The following is a 17872-nucleotide window of genomic DNA, read 5'->3' on the forward strand; positions in this document are numbered from 1 at the left end:
CCGCGGCCTCAGTCTGGGCTGAGGGGCCTCAGCCTGGCCCCAGGGTGAAGCCGATCACCGCGCCGCCGCCCTCGCGGTTGGCGGCGAACGCGGAGCCGCCGTGGGAGCGGGCGGCCTCGTGGACGATGGCCAGGCCGAGGCCCGAACCGGGCAGGCTGCGGGCGGCGGTGGCGCGGTAGAAGCGGTCGAAGACCCGGTGCAGGTCGGCCGGGTCGATGCCCGGGCCCCGGTCGCGCACCTCGACCCGGGCGTCGCGCACCACCACCTCGATCGGGGCGGTGCCGGCCGGGTCGAACTTGGCGGCGTTGTCCAGGAGGTTGGCCACCGCGCGGGCCAGCGCGTCCGGGCGGGCGGTCACCACTGAGTCGTCCGCGTCCACGGTGATCTCCCGGCCGCTGCGCCGGCGGGCCTGGGCGGCGGCGGTGCGGACGAGCTCGGCCAGCGCGACCCGCGTCGGCTCCTCGTCCGCCTTGCGGTCGGCGGCCAGGGCCACCAGTTCCTCGACGAGCTGGGTCAACTCCCGGGCCTCGTCCGCGAGATCGGCCATCAGCGCGTTGCGTTCGGCGGGCGGCAGCCGGTTCAGGCTGGGCAGGACGGAGAGGTTGGTGCGCAGGCTGGTCAGCGGGGTGCGCAGCTCGTGTCCGGCGTCCTGGACGAGCCGGCGCTGGTTCTCCTTGGCCGTGGCCAGCCGGACCAGCATCCGGTCGAAGGCCCGCGCGAGACGGCTCACCTCGTCCGTCCCCCGGGCGGGCACCGGAACGTCCAACCGGCCGCTGGCGGCGACGAGTTCGGCCGCGTCGGTGAGCCGGACCAGGCGTCCCGTGATCCGGCCGGCGACCAGCCAGCCGGCCGCCCCCGCCACCAGGACGACGACGGCCACCACCGCGATCATCTGGCGGCGCAGCTCGCCCAGCAACTCCTCGACGTCGTCCAGCCGTTGCACGATCTGGACGGCGCCCCGGCCGTTTCCGAGCGAGATCACGCCCACCCGGCAGATGATGCCGTTGGGGTTGCGCACGCCCGTCTCCGTGCGGCCGGGGGCCTGGGCCGCGGCGAGCTCGCGGTCCGCCGCGGTGGTCGGCAGGTCGAAGTGGGAGGTGCCGGGGAGGACGGCGCCGTGGGAGTCGAGGGCCTGGGCGGTCACCCTGACCGGGTGCAGCAGCTGCTCGCCCATCCCGGTCGGGCCGTTGAAGTCCCCCGGGAACAGGTTCTGGCTCTGCACCTGGCCGCTCACCGCCCGGACGGCGGAGGTGAAGTCGTCCGACTCGTCGTCGCGGATCAGCCGCGCGGCGGAGTGGTAGCCGAGGGTGCCGATCAGCACCGCGACCAGGGCGGCCATCGCGGCGAAGACCAGGGTGACGGTGGTGCGCAACCCCGGCCGGGGCAGGCTCCCCATGCGGCGGCGCGGGCCCGTCACGGCTCGCGCAGCGTGTAGCCGACGCCGCGGACGGTGTGGATCAGCGGGGCCAGGCCGGGCAGGTCCAGCTTGCGGCGCAGGTAGCCGATGAAGACGGCGAGGTTCTTGGAGCCGGGGCCGAAGTCGTAGCCCCAGATGCGCTCGTACAGGGTGGTCTGGTCGAGGACGGCGCCGGCGTTGCGGGCCAGCAGCTCCAGGAGGTCGAACTCGGTGCGGGAGAGCTCCAGTTCGTGCTCGGCCCGCCAGACGCGCCGGGCGGAGGGCTCCACCCGCAGATCGGCGACGGTGAGCACCTCCTCGGCGGGCCCGGGCGGGGCTTCGGGAGGGTTGCGGCGCAGCAGGGCGCGCAGGCGGGCGAAGAGCTCCTCCACGTCGAAGGGCTTGACGAGGTAGTCGTCGGCCCCGGCGTCCAGGCCCGCGATCCGGTCCGGCACCTCGACGCGGGCGGTGAGCATCAGGACGGGGGTGCGGTCGCCGGCGGCGCGCAGGCGGCGGCAGATCTCCAGGCCGTCCGGCGCGGGCATCATCACGTCCAGGATCAGGACGTCGGGGCGCTGTTCGGCCAGGACGGCCAGGGCCTGGACGCCGTCCGGGGCGCTGCGGACCCGGTACCCCTCCAGGGTGAGCGCGCGGGTGAGCGAGTCGCGGATGGCCCGGTCGTCCTCGGCGATCAGCACGGTGTGGCTCATGACGAGCGATTCTCCCTGGCGTGGCCACGGCGGGTGAGGGCGGGGCGGGGCTTCGGGCTGCGATGCGGCTTTTGGGCGGTGCTTCGGGGGCGTACGGGGTGGCGGCGCGCGCCGGGGGGCGCGTGGGCGAGGGCTCGGGCCCGTGCTCGGGGAGTTCCCGTGTGCGCCTCGGGCCTGCTGTTGGGGCTGTTCCCGTGCGTGCCCTCGGGCCCGCTGGGTTCGGGGCGGTTCCCGGGGCTGCTTCGGGGTGTTGTGGAGTGCTTCGGGGGCGTACGGTGGCCTCACGGTGGCGCGCCGCCGAGCGGGCCGCCGGGCACGATGTCGGCACGCCCCTCGCCGGAGGCCGTCATGGCGGACCGGATGGCTTTCCTCACCACCCCGCGCACCGAGCGGGAGCGGCGTGACGCCCGGGAACGGCTGGGGGACCGGCGCGAGGTGTACCGGCCGGGCCCGCCGCTGCCGGTGGTGAGCGCGCAGGCCGCGCGGTGCATGGACTGCGGACTGCCCTTCTGCCACAGCGCCTGCCCGCTCGGGAACCTGGTGCCCGAGTGGAACCGGCTGGCGGCTGCGGGCGACTGGCGCGCGGCGGCGGAGCGGCTGCTGGCGACCAACAACTTCCCCGAGTTCACCGGGCGGCTCTGCCCGGCGCCCTGCGAGAGTGCCTGCGTGCTCGCCATCGAGGGCTCGGCCGCGGCGATCGGGGCCGTGACGATCAAGAGCGTGGAACTGGCGCTCGCCGACCGGGCCTGGGAGCAGGGCTGGGACCGTCCGCAGCCCGCCGATCCGTGCGGGGCGCGGCGGGGGGACGGGCGTGGTGACGGGCAGGGTGACGGGCCTGGTGGCGGGTGGCGGGTCGCGGTGGTCGGCTCGGGCCCGGCCGGGCTGGCCGCCGCGCAGCAGCTGACCAGGGCCGGGCACGCCGTCACGGTGTACGAGCGGGAGGACCGGGCCGGGGGCCTGCTGCGGTACGGCATCCCGCCGTTCCGGCTGGAGAAGTACCGGCTGGAGCGCCGCCTGGACCAGCTGCGGGAGGAGGGCACGGTGCTGCGCACCGGGGTGTGGGTGGGGCGGGACGTACCGGGCTCGGAGCTGCGGGCCGAGTACGACGCGGTGGTGGTCGCCGTCGGCGCCACCGCCTGCCGGGAGCTTCCCGTACCCGGGCGGGACCTGCCCGGGGTGCACCCGGCGATGGAGTACCTGACCTGGGCGAACCGGGTCGCCGAGGGCGACCGTCCGGTCTCGCCGCTCTCCGCCGAGGGCCTGGACGTGGTGATCGTCGGCGGCGGGGACACCGCGGCGGACTGCCTGGGGACGGCGCTGCGCGAGCGCGCGGCCTCCGTCACGCAGTTGGACATCAACCCGCGACCTCCTGCGCGTCGGGCGGCCGGGCAGCCCTGGCCCGTGCATCCCAAGGTCGAGCGGGAGACGACCTCGCACGAGGAGGGCGGGGCCGCGGCGCTCGGCGCCCGGATGTTCGCGGCGGCCACGGTGGGCTTCGAGCCGGGGCCGGACGGCCGGCTGGGCGCCGTCCGCTTCGCCGAGGCCGACCCGAGGGAGCGGAGCCCGTTGCCCGGCACCGAACGGGTGCTGCCGGCACGGCTGGCGCTGCTCGCGCTGGGCTTCACCGGGCCCGAGCCGGACGTGCTGTTCGCCCAACTCGGCCTCGCCACCGGGCCGGACGGCGCCCTGCAGCGGGACGAGGGCTTCGCGGCCGGTCCGGCCGGGGTGTTCGTGGCAGGGGACGCCGGGCGCGGGCAGTCGCTGATCGTCTGGGCGATCGCCGAGGGCCGGGCGGTGGCCGCGGCGGTGGATCGCTACCTGCGCGGGTGGACGGAGCTGCCCGCGCCGATCGGGGCGTCGGCGCGGGCGCTCGGTCTGTGAACCCTCGTGGGTTCGATCGGCTGCGGTTGTGATCGGGCGCGGTTGTGATCGGGTGCCGTTGTGATCGGGCGCGGTTGTGATCGGGCGCCGTTGTGATCAGGTGCAGCCGTGATGGGGCGCGGTTGTGATCAGGAGAGGCCGAGGACGGACAGCGCGGTGGTCCAGTCGGTGGCGATGGCCTGCTGGGCGGGCACCAGGTCGACCTGGTGGTTGCAGACGGCCTTGTAGAGCTTGTACTCCACGGTGTCCTTGTCGGCGGCGGTGTTGTCGTTCGGGCCCGTGGCGTAGCGGGGCTGGGGCCACAGGTTGCGCGGGTCGGTCGGGTGGCCGCCGAGGGACAGCGGGATGTGGTGGTCCTCCTCGTAGTCCGCCGTGTTGGTGTCGGCGTAGCCGTACTGGGCGATCTGCTGGATCTTGAGGCGGTTGGTGTAGCTGGTGGACGGGCGGATCGAGGTGCTGTAGCCCCCGACGCAGATGGTGGAGTCGATGGTGTCCTGGCTGACGTCCGGGTTGGTGGCGCCGGGGGTGCAGGCCGGGTCGGGCAGCGGGAGGTACGCCTGGGAGCAGCTCACGGCGAGGGTGGAGCCTGCGGTGTGGGCGACCGGGGCCGCGTGGGCGGTGGCGCCGGTGGTGAGGGCGGCGCCCGTCAGGGCGGCGGTGGCGAGGACGGTGGCCAGACGGCGGGGGCGGGGCATGGGGGCTCCTGGGGGTGGGCCGGGCTCGGGCGGCCGGGCGACGTGTCCATGGCACCATTGGATCGTCTATGCGAGTAGACCTCGTGCGGTGAACGATTGACGAAGCATCGGTCGGCAATCCGTGGGCAAGTCTTCGCTTGACGCGGCCACGTCGATTTGGTTTCGGAGGGTGGCCGGTCGAGGTGGGCGGGTGGCGCATGGCTCGTATGCGTACGGGATCCTGCCGCCCCCGGGGCGCGGTTGAGCCGGCGTCAGTGCGCGGGCTCAGCGGGCTGCGGCTCCTGCTCGTGCGGCTCCTGTCCGTGGGGCTCCTGCCCGTGCGTGTGCTGCGCGTGCGTGCGCTGGTCGTAGCGCCACAGGGAGGGGAACGAGGCCGACAGGACGGCGGCTCCGCCGAGGCAGAGCAGGCCCCCGGTGCGCAGCGAGGCGAGGATGCCTTGCCGGGCGGCCAGGCCCCCGGCCCGCAGGTCGCCGAGGGCCGGTCCGGCGGTGCCGATCAGCATCTCCAACCCAGCGGCGCGGCCCCGGAGTTCGTCCGGGATGGACTGGTTCCAGATGGCGCCGCGGAAGGTGTCGCCGATCCAGTGGGCGGCGCCCGCGAGGGCCAGGCAGATCAGGACGGTCCAGAGGTTCGGGGCGAGGGCGGCCGCGGCGGTGGCCGCTCCGACCAGGGCGACGGACAGCAGCACCAGGCGGCCGTGCCGGTGGACGCGTTCCGTCCAGCCGCCGGTCGCGGCCGCGAGCAGGCTGCCGACCGCCGCCGCCGAGTAGAGCAGGCCGAGCGCCCACACCGCGTCCAACTCCTCGGCGAGGAACGGGAACAGGGCGGTGGGAAGGGCGAAGGCGGTGGCCGCCAGGTCGGCCAGGTAGGTGCCCATCAGGTCGGGCCGGCGGGCGGCGTAGCGGGCACCCTCGATGAACTCGCGGAGCTGCGGCGCCTCGGCGTCGCGCTCGGAGGGCACCGGGCGGACGCGGGCGAGCAGGGCGATCGAGACCAGGAAGGTGACGAGGTCGATCAGGTAGGCCCATGGGACGCCCGCGCCCGCGATCAGCAGCCCGGCGGCGGCCGGGGCCGCCACGGTGGCGATGCTCCCGCGCAGCGACAGCAGCGCCCCGGCCGCGACCAGCTGGCCGTGCGGCACCAGGCGGGGGATCATCGCGTCGAGCGAGGGCTGCTGGATGCCCTGGAGGGCGGCCGTCACCCCGGCGGCGACGTACAGCGGCCACACGGCGGGGGTGCCCAGCAGGGCGTTGGCCAGGAGCAGCGCGCTCAGGCCGGCGAGCGCGATCTCGGTGACCAGGGCGACGGTGCGCCGGTCGGCGCGGTCGGCGAGCACACCGCCGTACAGGCCGAACAGGATCACGGGGGCGAGTTCGACCGCCCCGACGGCGCCCACGGCCAGCGGCGAGCCGGTGAGGTGGGCGATCTGTAGGGGGATCGCGGTCATGGTGAAGATCGAGCCGAGCATGGTGACGGTGCCGGAGGTCCAGGTCAGCCGGAAGTCCCGGGAGTTGCGCCAGGGGGCGGTGTTCGGCAGCAGTCCGGACAGGCGGGTCAGGCCGGACAGGAGCGAGGGCATGCGGGAGTCGATCCCTTCAGGGGCGTCGGTGTGGGTGTGTCGGCTGGGTGTGTCGGCGTGGGTGTGTCGGCCGGGTACGACGGCTGGGCGCGACGGCGTTACTTATCGCTGATAAATTCCAGCTCGGGAACTTATCGGCGATAAGGTGAGGGGGCAAGTCGATTTCTTCTGCTCCTCCGCAGGGGTTCGATCTCGTATGCGGGAAGGGGTGGTCGCGGATGGCGCTGCAACGCGACGAGGTGGTGCGCACCGCGCTGCGCGTGCTCAACGAGGAGGGCATCGAGGGGCTCACCACCCGGCGCCTCGCCCGTGAACTCGGCGTGCAGTCCCCGGCGCTGTACTGGCACTTCAAGAACAAGCGGGAACTGCTCGACCTCATGGCCGAGGCCATGCTCGCCGAGGCGCTGCCGCCCGACCGCGCCCCCGAACCGGACCGCTGGCCCGAATGGATCGCCGCCGACGCCCGCGCCAAGCGCAAGGGGCTGCTCGCCTACCGCGACGGCGCCCGGGTGCACGCCGGCACCCTGCCCACGGTCGACGAACTGCCCGCCGTCGAGGCCCAGCTGAGCGCCCTGTGCCGGGCGGGACTGCGGCCCCGGACGGCGCTGCGGCTGCTGCTCACCGTCGACCGGTACATCATGGGCTGGGTCACCGAGGAACAGGCGTGGCTCCAGAACGCGGCCGGGCGCGAGCCCTTCCCCGACGAGGCGCTGGACGGACTGCCGCTGCTGAGCGAGGCCGTGGAGGTGCTGCGGATGACCGACCACGACGCGGACTTCGAGTACGGGCTGCGGGTGCTGATCGAGGGCTTCCGGGTCGAGATCGCGCGTGAGGGCGGGGATGCGGGTCGGGGTGCGGGCGCAGGCGAGGGCGTGAGTGGGGACGCGGGCGCAGGCGGGGAGGGTGTTTCGGGAGTGCGCTAGCGTGAGGCGGGTGACCACTCTCGAATCCCGCCGTACGGCCCTCGTCCTGATCGACCTGATGGACCGGATCATCGCCAACCAGCTGGCGCCGCGCCCCGGTTCGGAGGTGCTGGCCGCCTCCCTCGGCCTCGCCCGCGCCTTCCGGGAGGCCGGGGCGCCGGTCGTCGCGGTGCGCGTCGAGCGGCCGAACGTCGAGGTGCAGCCGCCCGGCAGCGACCTGGCGGCGGAGGTCGTCGCGGTGGCCGACGAGGTGGTGGTGAAGCGCACCATCGGCGGCTTCCAGGGCACCGGGCTGCATGAGCTGCTGGCGGCGCGCGGGGTGGACACCCTGGTGTTCGCCGGGATCGCGACCAACCTGGGCGTGGAGTCGACCGCGCGGGCGGCCAGCGACCATGGCTACGAGGTGGTGTTCGTCGAGGACGCGATGGCGGCGCTCTCGGCGGAGGAGCACCGGGCCTCGGTGGACCTGGACTTCCCGCGCCTCGGCGAGGTCGTGACGGCGGAGGAGCTGCGGTTGGGGTGAGGCGGGGCGGGGTGGCTGCTCAGGGCTTTGCCGCTCGGAGGGCCTGGCGCAGGCGCCCCTCGGAGGCGGCGAGCAGGCGGGCCGCGGACTCGGCGTCGACGTCGGCGAGCAGCATCAGGATCGTGTCCTTCGTCCGACCGCCGCTCGCCTCCAGGGCCTGACGCACCGCCTCCTCATCCGCCCCGGTGGCCTCCGTGACGATCCGGCGGGCCCGGTCGCGGAGTTTCGTGTTGGTGGCCCGGAGGTCGACCATCAGATTCCCGTAGGTCCGACCCAGACGGATCATCACGGCGGTCGACAGCAGGTTGAGCACCAGCTTCTGCGCTGTGCCCGCCTTGAGACGGCTCGACCCGGCCAGCACCTCCGGGCCCACCACCACCTCGACGGCCAGCTCGGAAGCCTGCGCCAGAACCGAGCCACGAGTGCAGGCCAGAGCCACCGTCAGCGCACCCGCCGCGCGGGCAGCCCGCACGGCCGCCACCGCATAGGGCGTCCGCCCCGAGGCCGATACGGCCACCACCGTGTCGGCCGGTGTGGGGCGGAGAGCGGCGAGGTCGGCCTCGGCGAGGTCCGGGCGGTCCTCCGCACCCTCGGCGGCGGTGGTCAGGGCCGACGGCCCACCCGCGATCAGACCGACCACGAGCCCCGGATCAGTGCCGAACGTCGGCGGGCACTCGGAGGCGTCCAGGACCCCCAGCCGCCCTGCCGTCCCCGCGCCCACGTAGATCAGCCGCCCACCTGCCGCCATCCGCGCCGCAGCCGCATCGACCACGGCGGCGATCCCCTCCAGTTCGGCACCCACGGCCGGCGGGACGGTACGGTCCTCCGCGTTCATCAGCCGAAGCAGGTCGAGGGTGGGCAGCTCGTCGATGCCCGCCCAGGCAGGGTGAACGGCCTCGGTGGCCGGAAGCGGTTCGGGGTTCTCCATGCCGTCACCGTCCCCGCACACAACGCATCCGAACCAGGGCGAGGGCGCGGTGGCGGGCGGCCCGGGGTCGGGGGCTGAGGGCGGCAGCTCTCGTCCCCGGGCGGGTCGGGGAGCGGGGGTGTCAGGCCATCCAGAAGAAGACGGCCGTCATCCGGCGGTCCGGCAGTTCGATGCCGTAGTAACTCGTCGCGCTGTGGATGAGGTTGGAGTGGTAGAGGAGCAGTTGGTTGTAGCGGTTGGGGACGCGGACATCCTCGACGAAGTGGTCGGCCGGCACGCGCCGGGTGCCCAGTGCCTCGACCAGGTTGTTGTGCGGTGCGTCGACCAGGTTGCCCCCGAGGCGGCCGCCCGGGAACTGCTGGCGGTAGAAGCTGGTGCCCGCGTCCTTGGGGGCGCCCGGGCTGAGGTAGAGCACGGCGGCGTAGCGGCAGAGCGCGCGGGAGTCGGTGTGCGGACGGGACTCCGACTCTCCCGCGCCCACGAGTTGGACGCAGTTGTGGTTGAGCGTGCCGCCGCCCGGAGTGCTCTGGACCCAGAGGCGGGAGGCGCCGGTGGCCTTGCGGACCAGCGCCTCGACCCGGGCCAGCTCCTCGGGTTCGAGACCGGGCATGGTGCGCAGGCCCGGCCAGGTCTCGGGACGGTACGGGTAGCCCTCTGTCCACTCTCCCCGCGCCAGGCAGCGTTCACGGACGGCGTCGGGGTCGGCCAGGACGTTGTCGAGGACCCAGTAGTCCCGGCCGCGGGTGGGCTTGCGGTAGGGCAGGACCGGCAGGGTGGTGGGCCTGAGGGGCTGTGGGGGCATGGGCCGACGATAGGTCTGGTGTGCTTCTAGCTTCTGCCGTGAACAAGTCAACCTTTCGTCAAGGCGGGTCAAAGGGGCCCGAGTGGTCGGAGGGGTCAGTCGGTGGGCCGGACGGCGAAGCCTCCGAGGGCACCCTCCAATCGGTCGAAGGCCAGGACGGCTGACGGGCGCACCGCTGCGGTGATGGCGGGGTGCTCCTCCCCGGCCAGGATGCGGCGGAACACCTCGGTGAACACCGACCGGTCGACTGCGGCGAGCAGGGCGGCGGCGACCCGGCTCTCGAAGTCGACGTGGACGGGGTCGGTGCGGTCGGTGGCGGGGTCGGTGGCGGTGGGGTCGGTGGCGGGCGTCGGATGGGCGGCCTCCGCGAGCGCCTCGGCGAGCGCCGTCTCTCCCTGCTCGTGCAGTTCGCGGAGACGGGCGAGGAGAGCGGGGCTGTCGGCGATCGTGCGGGCGAACGCCTGGGCGGCGAAGCCGAGTCGGGGGTCGTGCCGGTCGAGTGCGGAGAGGCAGTCGCGGCGCACTGCGGCGAGCGCGGATTCACCGGGCGTGCGGGCGGCCACCGCTCGTGCGGGTCGGCCGACGAGTTCCTCGTGAAGGTCCAGCAGCAGGTCCTCCTTGCGCGGGAAGTGGTTGGTGACGGTCATCTTGGCGACGCCGGCGGCGGCGGCCACCTCGGCGATGGTCGTCCGGTCGAAGCCCTGGTCGATGAAGAGCCTGGTCGCGACGTGCGAGATCGCCTCGCGGGTGCGGCGCTTGTTGAGCTCGCGGAGGTTGGGGGTGGTCGCGGTTCCGGGGGCGGTTTCGGGGCTGGGCTTCGTCATGGCGCGACCTTAGCGCACTTCTCTGGGTCGAGCACAGTATTTATGCTCGACCTAATTAATTGCCTTGACCTCATGACTGGGACCGTCCTAAGTTCTCCTCGGGCGGCCACCGTGGCCGCCGACCGAACCGCTTGGGAGGCCCCGATGTTGATCCAGCACCAGTCCGGACTGCGCCTGCTCGCCGTGCACGCCCACCCCGACGACGAGTCCAGCAAGGGCGCCGCCACCCTGGCCCGCTACGCGGCCGAGGGAGTGGACGTCCTGGTCGCCACCTGCACGGGAGGCGAGCGTGGCTCGGTGCTCAACCCGGCCATGGACACGCCCGAGGTCAGGGCGGATCTCGCCCGGATCCGGCGCCGGGAGATGGCCTCGGCCCGGGAGATCCTCGGCGTGCGGCAGCAGTTCCTCGGCTTCGTCGACTCCGGGATGCCCGGCCCGGGCGATCCCCTGCCCGAGGGCTGCTTCGCGGCCCAACCGGTGGAGGTCGCGGCCGGGCCGCTGGTCGCCCTGATCCGGGAGTTCCGCCCGCAGGTGGTGATCACGTACGACGAGACGGGCGGCTATCCGCACCCCGACCACGTGATGACGCACCGGGCCACGCTCGAAGCCATCGAGGCGGCGGCCGACGGCACCCGGTACCGGGAGGCGGGAGAGCCCTGGCAGGTGGCGAAGCTCTACTACCACCTCGCTCTCTCACGGGCCTGGTTCCAGGCCCTGCACGACGCCATGACGGCCAAGGGCATGCCCTCGCCCATGGGCGAGCTGCTCGCCGGCTGGCCCGACACCCCACCCGCCCTCGCCACCACCACCCGGATCGCCTGCGCCGAGCAGTTCGCCGTACGGGACGCGGCACTGCTGGCCCACGCCACCCAGGTGCAGCCCGGCGTCGCCTTCATGGCCCACCCCCGGGACATCGAGCGCGAGGTCTGGCCGACGGAGGACTACCACCTGGCCCGGAGCCTGGCGGCGGCGCCGAGCACCGGGGACGGGCGGGTCGAGACGGACCTGTTCGAGGGGCTGCGTCCGGAATTCGCGGGCCAGAGCAGTAAGGACGCGGGCCAGAGCAGTAAGGAGGGGTGCGGATGAACCGCCGTTCGATCGTCCTCCGGTCAGCACTGGCCGTCGGCGAGGACGAAGTAGCCCGGGCCGGTCTGCTTCAGGGTGTGGGTGACGAACACGTTCCACAGGCCCATGCTCTGGCCCGAGCCGAGCGCGTACGTCAGGCCCGAGCGCTGGGTGGCCCGGCCCGCCTGGACGTGGCCGAAGTTGCTGTCGGTGAAGCACTGCGGCGCGCTGCCACCGGTGGTGACCGTCACGGCCGGCGAGCGGGCGCCGATGGCTCCGGCCGGGTCCACGGCGGCCACGGCGTAGCCGTAGGTGGTGGCGGGGGAGAGCCCCTCGTCGGTGTAGGAGGTGGCGGTGCTGCTGCTGAGCGGGGCGCCGTCCCGGTAGACCTGGTAGGAGGAGGCCCCGCTGACGGCCTGCCAGCTGAGGGAGGCCGAGTCCTGTCCGACCGGGGCCGCGGTCAGCCCGGTCGGTGCCGGGAGGCCGGGGGTGCCGGGGCCGGTGCCGTCCAGCCCCCAGAAGAGCGAGGTGTAGTAGCTGGAGCAGATCGTGTCCAGGTAGTAGGTGCCGGTCGCCCCGCACCGGTCGGGGCCCGTGCCGGGGTGGACGGCGAGGCCGTGGGCCATCCCGGGGATGGTGAACAGTGCCACTCCCGGCCGGCTGTTCGAGGCGGCGTAGTCCTCCTCCGTGGTGCCGCCCGGCAGGCTGTGGGTGCTGCTCGGCTGCTGGCCGAGACCCTGGGCGTTGGTCCACTGATCGCGAAGCTCGGTCGCGTTCACGGGCTTCACCGTGGTGTCGGCACTGCCCTGCCAGATCGCCACCCGGGGCCACGAGCCGGTGTAACCCGGGTACGCGGCCCGGACCTTGTCGCCCCACTGGGCGGGCGAGAGGCCCTGGTCGGAGTTCTGGCAGCTGCTCGCCGCCGCCTGGGTGGAGGCGCAGCGGGCCGGCAGGCCGGAGTCGATCGCCCCGCCGGCGAACACGTCGGGGTAGTCGGCCAGCAGGTCGGCGGCCATCCCGCCGCCGGCGGAGAGGCCCGTGACGAACACCCGGTGGGTGTCCGAGCTGTACAGGGCTTCGGCCTTGGTGACCATCTCGGCCACCGACTCGGCCTCGCCGACGCCCCGGGCGTCCTTGGTCGTGTCGAACCAGCTGAAGCAGGAGAGGGGGTTGTTGGTGCTGTCGGTCTGCGGGAACACCACCGCGAAGCCGTAGCGGTCGGCGAAGGTGGTCCAGCCCGAGTTGCGGTAGTAGTCGGTGGCGCTCTGCGTGCAGCCGTGCAGGGCGATGACGAGGGGAGCGCCGGTGGGCAGGGTGGCGGGCGTGTAGGTGTACATCGCCAGGTGGCCCGGGTTGGCACCGAAGCCGGTCACCTGTTGAAAGGCCCCGGTGGCGTCGGTGGTGGTGGCGGTCGTAGCGGTCGTGACCTCGGCGGTGGCTGCGGTGGCTGCGGTGGCTTCGGTGGTGGCGGAGGTCGGCGCGGGTGCGGCTGTGCCGATGGCGAGGGCTGCGGCGGTCAGCAGCGCGGCGGTGGCGGGGCGCAGCCGCGTCAGGGTGAAGCGCAGGGACATGGGGGCTCCTGGGTGGGGTCGGCGTGGGGGCCGATTCCCTGCAGGGTGGCGCGTGCCGGGGCCGGGAGCCATGTGACGGTGAGCCGAGGTCCGCCACCCGGGAATGGTGTGGGCCGACATGGTCCGGTTTCGCGGCGATTGGCCACCCGCCCTCCCGTAGAGGGCACTTGAGAGCGGAGGTCGGGCAGGGCAGGTTGATCCCATGACGAACCATGAGATCGGTGACGGCGGGCAGGGGACTGCGGAGGGTGGGGAGCCGCGCTCCCGGACGCACACCTGGACGGTGGGCCCGCCGCTGGCGGAGTACACCCATTTGACCGGAGAGGAGATTCTGCTGGAGATGATCGCCGGGCGGATCCAGGAGCCCGCGATCTGCAGCACGATGGACTTCCATGTGACCGAGGTGAAGCCGGGCATCGCGGTGTTCGAGGGTGAGCCGGGTGAGCACCTGTACAACCCGATGAACACCGTGCACGGCGGCTACCTGGCCACCCTGCTGGACTCGGCGCTCGGCTGCGCGGTGCTGAGCCGGCTTCCGGCGGGGATCGGGTACACCACCACCCAGCTCAACGTCCATATGCTGCGCCCGCTGTTCGCGGATTCGGGGCTGCTGCGGTGCGAGGGCGAGGTACTGCACCTGGGGCGGACGATGGCGACGGCGGAGGCCCGGGTGGTGGGTGTGGAGAACGGCAAGCTCTACGCCCACGGCACCACGACCTGCGCGATCCTGGCCCCGCGTCCGGCGGCCTGAGAGGGCGCTGGTCGCCGGGCCGGACGCCCCGGCCCGGCGACCGGGCCCGAACGGCGCGGGTGGTGCCGTCAGTGCCGGTCAGAGGACGGCGAGGAGACCACAGAGAGCGAGGAGGCCGCAGATCCCGAAGTTGATCAGCTTGTGCGAGAGGAAGACGGCGGCGAACTCGCGGATCGTCGCGCTGGGCCAGTAGTAGGCGGCGGTCGGGGAGCCGAAGACATGGCCGTTGACCCCGGTCTTGCGGGCGAGGAGGGCCGCACGGAAGGCGTGGAAGTTGTTGGTGACCACCACACAGCGGTAGTCGGGCTTGGCCTGCTCCATCAGGGCCCTGCTGAACAGCAGGTTCTCCTCGGTGGTGCGCGAGCGGTCCTCCCGTACGACGTGCTCGGCCGGGAAGCCGCGCTCGGTCAGGTAGTCGGCCATCGCGTGGGACTCCGGCAGCTTCTCGTCGGGGCCCTGGCCGCCCGAGGTGATCAGCACCGGCGGGTTGCCGCGGGCGGCCTGCTGCTCGTACACCTCCCGGCCCCGGTCGATCCGGCTGGCGAGCAGCGGCGGGACGCGCTCACCGCCGATCAGTCCGGAGCCGAGGACGACCACGAAGTCCACGTCCCGGCGCGGCCGGTGGCGGCCGTACAGGAAGGCGTAGCCCACGAAGCAGACGAACAGGAAGGAGATGTAGCCGACGACCAGGAGGGCCGTGCCGGCGAGGATGCCGAGACGGGGCGAGCGGGTGGCGATGGCGGCGGCCATCAGGGCGAGCAGGGCGAGGATGCCGAGCCCAGCGAGCAACGACAGCAGGTTGGCGGGTCGGCGGCCCTCCTTGCGGATCATGGTGAGGCCGTTGGCGATCAGGAACCAGATCAGGGCGATCGTGCCGATGGCCGGAAGGAGGACGATCGCGACCGCCGCCAACTCCGCGACCAGGGTGGGCGCGTGGCGCAGTTCGGCGAGCAGGGCGAGGGAGAGGAGGGAGACGGCGATGCCGAGCAGGACGGCATTGCTGAACCGGCGGCGGTCTCGCAGGACCCCGATGCCGAACAACAGGAAGAAGAAGGCGGCAGGGAGGTAGGCGATCATGACTCGTATCGTAGGCGCAGCACGGCGGGGCCGAGCCGGGGGCACCGGTCGGGGGCGCCGGTCGGGGGCCGCAAGGCGGTGGCCACAAGTCGGGGGTCAGAGGCCGATGTTGAGGCCGAAGGCGGCGTCCAGGGAGGCGTAGCCGACGCAGAGGAGCAGCCAGCCGCCGAGTACGGCGGTGGCGGTGGCGGCGAACCGTCCGGCACGGCTGCGCTGTTCCCTGGGGCGGCGCACCTGCCGGATGCCGTGGACGAGGGCGAGCAGGCCGAGTGCGGCCACCCCGTAGGCGCCGAGGGCGCTGGCGCGGTGGAGGAGCTTGACGCCGTAGAAGGCCCCGGCGAGCGAGGCTGTGGTGAGAGCCATCGCGAGGGTGCCGCCGACGAGTTCGATGAGCAGTTCGCCGAGGCAGCCGCCGGCCTTCCGGGCGACGAAGGTGATCGGGCCGACCTGACCGCCGGGGACGGGTGTCGGGTCCCCCGGCTGATGGCCGGTCGGCTCGCCCCCGCCCGCCTGAGTGTCGCTCATGCCCCCGCCGTTCTTTGCCCGCCCTTGACCTCCGGGAAGGCTAACAGTGGCCCGGGGTGTCACCGCAGGTCGGGGCGGTGGTCAGCGGCGTTCCGGTGGGAGGAGTGTGGCGAGCCCGTCGAGGACGCGCTGGACGCAGAATTCGAAACGGACATCCATATTGGGGGTGGTGAGCTCGTCGGCGAGGTCGACCAGGTTGGGGTAGGTCTCGGGCGGCAGTGCCCGGAACCGGTCGGCGACGGAGGTGACGACCTCCAGCCGGCTGGCCCCGCCGGCCTCGGCGGCGGACAGCGGTGACTGTTCCTGGAGTACGAAACCCTGGACGAAGGAGCTCATCAGGTAGGTGGCCATGGCGGTGTCGGAGTCGGAGAACCCGGCGGAGCGGAGGCGGTCGAGCTTGTCCTCCATCAGGTCGAACATGCTCGGGCCCGGGACGAGCCGACCGGAGATGACCTTGGCGGCGTCGCGGTTGTCGAGGAGTAGCCGGCGGTAGCGGTGGCAGTACTCGGCGAGCTGTTCGCGCCAGCCGCCCTCGCGGGGCGGGGGATCGGCCTTGGCCAGGATGGCGTCGTTGAGGAGGTCGAGCAGCTCCTCCTTGTTGCGCACGTGCCAGTACAGCGAGGCCGCCTTGACGCCGACCTCGGCGGCGACCTTGCGCATCGACAGTCCGGCGAGGCCGTCCCGTTCGAGCACGCGCAGGGCTGCCTGGGCGAGGGCGTCCCTGGTCAGAGCGGGTGTCGCGTGGTCATTCTCCGGCATGGCTGTTCGGACGCCTCCAGTGGTCGAGCGGATCGGTGCGGTGCCCCCGATCGTGCGGTGCGGCGCATCAACAGTGCCACGGCGGCTTCGCGGGCGAATCCGCAGGTCGGGAATTCGGCTTGCCATCTAACGGTGTTAGGGGCAGCCTGTGCGTGTCACATCAGCCCCTAACGCCGTTAGGGGCCGGAACTCGGGAGGGACCCCATGGGGGAGTCGAGCGCGCGCCGCAAGGGGCTGGCGCTGCTCACGCTCTGCGTGGCCATGTTCATGGCCATGCTGGACAACGTCGTCGTCAACGTCGCCCTGCCCCGCATCGGGCAGGACCTGGACGCCGGGATCAGCGGCCTCCAGTGGGTCGCCGAGGGCTACAGCCTGATCTACGCCGCGCTCGTCCTGACCGGCGGAGCGCTGGGCGACCGGTACGGCCGCACCCGGATGTTCGTCCTGGGCCTGGCCCTGTTCACGGCCGGTTCCGCCGTGGCGGCCCTCGCCGGGACGATCGGCGTCCTGGTCGCGGCGCGGATGGTGCAGGGCGTCGGGGCCGCGCTGCTCACGCCCGGGAGCCTGAGCCTGCTGGGCCACGTCTTCACCGGCGAGGCCGAACGGGCCAAGGCCATCGGGCTGTGGTCCGGGGTCTCCGCCCTGGGCCTCTCGGTCGGCCCGGTGATCGGCGGTCCGATGGTCGAACACCTGGGCTGGTCCAGCGTGTTCTGGATCAACGTGCCGATCGGCGTGGCCGGGGTGGTGCTCGCGGCCAAGGTGCTGCCCGTGATCCCGCCGCGCGCCCGGCGGATCGACTACGGCGGCTTCGCACTGTCCTCGGCGGGCCTGGGCCTGCTGGTCTACGCCCTGATCGAGGGCGCCTCGCGCGGCTGGACCAGCACCGTGGTGCTCGGCTGCGGCACCGCCGGGGTCCTCCTGCTGGTCGCCTTCCTGGCGCTCGAACTGCGGCTGGCCGAACCGATGCTGGAGCTCGGGCTCTTCCGCGACGGCGGGCTCGGTGGGGCGCTGCTGGGTGCGTTCATGGTCAGCTTCGGGATGTTCGGGGCGCTGTTCTTCCTGCCGCTGATGATGCAGGGCGTGCTCGGCTGGTCCCCGTCCGGCGCGGGCTACGGCGGGCTGCCGATGACCGCGATGCTGGTGATCGCGGGTCCGCTCTCCGGCCGGCTCGCCGGGAGGTACGGCCCCAGGCTGCCGATGGTGGCCGGCCTGGTGCTCTGCGCCGTGGGCCTGGGCGGGCTGTCGCTCTACGGAGACCACGCCCACTACGACGCCTACCTCTGGACGCTGTTCACCATGGGCTTCGGCATGGGGCTGACCTTCACCCCGATCTCGGTCGCGGTGCTCCAGCGGGTCGCGCCCGTGCAGATGGGCATGGCCTCGGCCACCATCAACACCCTGCGCGAACTCGGTGGCGTCTTCGGGATCGCGGTGCTCGGTGCCGTCCTGACCAGCCGGATGACGGAGGAACTGACCTCCTCGCTGCACCGGCTGGGTATCTCGCCGGAGTCGGTCGGCTCGATCGCGGACGCCCCCGCCGGCGGGGCCCACGGGGCGGGGACCGCCGCCGTGGCCCTGCCCGCCCCGGTGCAGCAGGCGGTGGACGGCGCCTTCGTCGACGGCATCCACCTCGCCCTGCGCAGCGGCTCGGTGGCGCTGGCCGTCACCGCCGTCCTGGTCGCCGTGCTGCTGGGCCGGGCCACCCGCCTCCAGCACGATCCCGATCCCGAGTCCGGGGCCCAGGCCGAGTCCGAGTCCGAGTCCGGCAACGGCGGCAGCAGCGACCGGCCCAACCCGCAGGCCCAGCAGGAACAACCCGAGGCCGCCCCCGCGTAGCGCTCGACCTCACCACCCCGCGCCGG

General features: G+C 73.2%; 17 protein-coding genes. 6 read left to right on the forward strand and 11 right to left on the reverse strand.

Annotation, left to right across the window (positions count from 1 at the left end):
* Positions 1-28 precede the first annotated feature (28 nt).
* Positions 29-1417 (reverse strand): ATP-binding protein, encoded by a 1389-nt coding sequence (locus tag ACIBCA_RS18395; protein WP_396283940.1) that lies wholly within the window; start codon positions 1415-1417, stop codon positions 29-31.
* Positions 1414-2106, reverse strand: coding sequence for a response regulator transcription factor (locus tag ACIBCA_RS18400; RefSeq protein WP_396283941.1), 693 nt, complete (start codon positions 2104-2106; stop codon positions 1414-1416). Before ACIBCA_RS18400 ends, ACIBCA_RS18395 begins: the two co-directional genes overlap by 4 nt.
* A 348-nt stretch (positions 2107-2454) precedes the next feature.
* Between ACIBCA_RS18400 and ACIBCA_RS18405 the strand changes: the two genes are divergently transcribed.
* Positions 2455-3987, forward strand: a complete 1533-nt coding sequence (locus ACIBCA_RS18405; RefSeq protein ID WP_396283942.1) for a glutamate synthase subunit beta — start codon at positions 2455-2457, stop codon at positions 3985-3987.
* Between the two features lie 128 nt (positions 3988-4115).
* On the opposite strand, the gene ACIBCA_RS18410 is transcribed toward ACIBCA_RS18405, so the two are convergent.
* Complete coding sequence (locus tag ACIBCA_RS18410) at positions 4116-4682, reverse strand: hypothetical protein (protein WP_396283943.1); 567 nt, start codon at positions 4680-4682, stop codon at positions 4116-4118.
* Between the two features lie 251 nt (positions 4683-4933).
* Positions 4934-6262 (reverse strand): MFS transporter, encoded by a 1329-nt coding sequence (locus ACIBCA_RS18415; protein ID WP_396283944.1) that lies wholly within the window; start codon positions 6260-6262, stop codon positions 4934-4936.
* 218 nt (positions 6263-6480) lie between these two features.
* Here ACIBCA_RS18415 and ACIBCA_RS18420 point away from each other — a divergent pair, with 218 nt between their 5' ends.
* Positions 6481-7185: a TetR/AcrR family transcriptional regulator C-terminal domain-containing protein gene (locus ACIBCA_RS18420; protein ID WP_396283945.1), complete on the forward strand. Its 705-nt coding sequence runs from the start codon at positions 6481-6483 to the stop codon at positions 7183-7185.
* A 58-nt stretch (positions 7186-7243) separates the two neighbouring features.
* Positions 7244-7708 carry an isochorismatase family protein gene (locus ACIBCA_RS18425; protein WP_396284142.1) on the forward strand — a complete coding sequence of 155 codons (465 nt, stop codon included), beginning with the start codon at positions 7244-7246 and terminating at the stop codon, positions 7706-7708.
* Positions 7709-7727: 19 nt separating this feature from the next.
* On the opposite strand, the gene murQ is transcribed toward ACIBCA_RS18425, so the two are convergent.
* The 3 genes from murQ to ACIBCA_RS18440 form a co-directional block, all read right to left on the reverse strand.
* Positions 7728-8636, reverse strand: coding sequence for an N-acetylmuramic acid 6-phosphate etherase (gene murQ / locus ACIBCA_RS18430; protein ID WP_396283946.1), 909 nt, complete (start codon positions 8634-8636; stop codon positions 7728-7730).
* Between the two features lie 121 nt (positions 8637-8757).
* Entirely contained in the window at positions 8758-9438 is a 681-nt protein-coding gene (locus tag ACIBCA_RS18435; RefSeq protein ID WP_396283948.1) for a DUF6445 family protein, read from the reverse strand.
* Positions 9439-9533: 95 nt separating this feature from the next.
* Complete coding sequence (locus ACIBCA_RS18440) at positions 9534-10262, reverse strand: TetR family transcriptional regulator (protein WP_396283949.1); 729 nt, start codon at positions 10260-10262, stop codon at positions 9534-9536.
* Between the two features lie 144 nt (positions 10263-10406).
* Between ACIBCA_RS18440 and mca the strand changes: the two genes are divergently transcribed.
* Positions 10407-11348 carry a mycothiol conjugate amidase Mca gene (gene mca, locus ACIBCA_RS18445; protein ID WP_396283950.1) on the forward strand — a complete coding sequence of 314 codons (942 nt, stop codon included), beginning with the start codon at positions 10407-10409 and terminating at the stop codon, positions 11346-11348.
* 23 nt (positions 11349-11371) lie between these two features.
* On the opposite strand, the gene ACIBCA_RS18450 is transcribed toward mca, so the two are convergent.
* Complete coding sequence (locus tag ACIBCA_RS18450) at positions 11372-12898, reverse strand: PHB depolymerase family esterase (protein WP_396283951.1); 1527 nt, start codon at positions 12896-12898, stop codon at positions 11372-11374.
* A gap of 202 nt (positions 12899-13100) precedes the next feature.
* On the opposite strand from ACIBCA_RS18450, the gene ACIBCA_RS18455 reads away from it, so the two are divergent.
* Positions 13101-13649 carry a PaaI family thioesterase gene (locus tag ACIBCA_RS18455; RefSeq protein WP_396283952.1) on the forward strand — a complete coding sequence of 183 codons (549 nt, stop codon included), beginning with the start codon at positions 13101-13103 and terminating at the stop codon, positions 13647-13649.
* Between the two features lie 78 nt (positions 13650-13727).
* Here ACIBCA_RS18455 and ACIBCA_RS18460 read toward each other — a convergent pair whose 3' ends face one another.
* From ACIBCA_RS18460 to ACIBCA_RS18470, 3 genes are all read right to left on the reverse strand, one after another.
* A complete protein-coding gene (locus ACIBCA_RS18460; RefSeq protein ID WP_396283953.1) occupies positions 13728-14726 on the reverse strand; it encodes a YdcF family protein in 999 nt (332 codons plus the stop codon).
* A 96-nt stretch (positions 14727-14822) separates the two neighbouring features.
* Positions 14823-15251, reverse strand: coding sequence for a hypothetical protein (locus ACIBCA_RS18465; RefSeq protein ID WP_396283954.1), 429 nt, complete (start codon positions 15249-15251; stop codon positions 14823-14825).
* Between the two features lie 81 nt (positions 15252-15332).
* Positions 15333-16010 (reverse strand): TetR/AcrR family transcriptional regulator C-terminal domain-containing protein, encoded by a 678-nt coding sequence (locus tag ACIBCA_RS18470; protein WP_396283955.1) that lies wholly within the window; start codon positions 16008-16010, stop codon positions 15333-15335.
* A gap of 204 nt (positions 16011-16214) precedes the next feature.
* On the opposite strand from ACIBCA_RS18470, the gene ACIBCA_RS18475 reads away from it, so the two are divergent.
* Complete coding sequence (locus ACIBCA_RS18475) at positions 16215-17846, forward strand: MFS transporter (protein ID WP_396283956.1); 1632 nt, start codon at positions 16215-16217, stop codon at positions 17844-17846.
* Positions 17847-17872 lie beyond the last annotated feature (26 nt).

The organism is Kitasatospora sp. NPDC051170, from assembly GCF_044455705.1.
In the GTDB taxonomy this organism is placed as follows: domain Bacteria; phylum Actinomycetota; class Actinomycetes; order Streptomycetales; family Streptomycetaceae; genus Kitasatospora.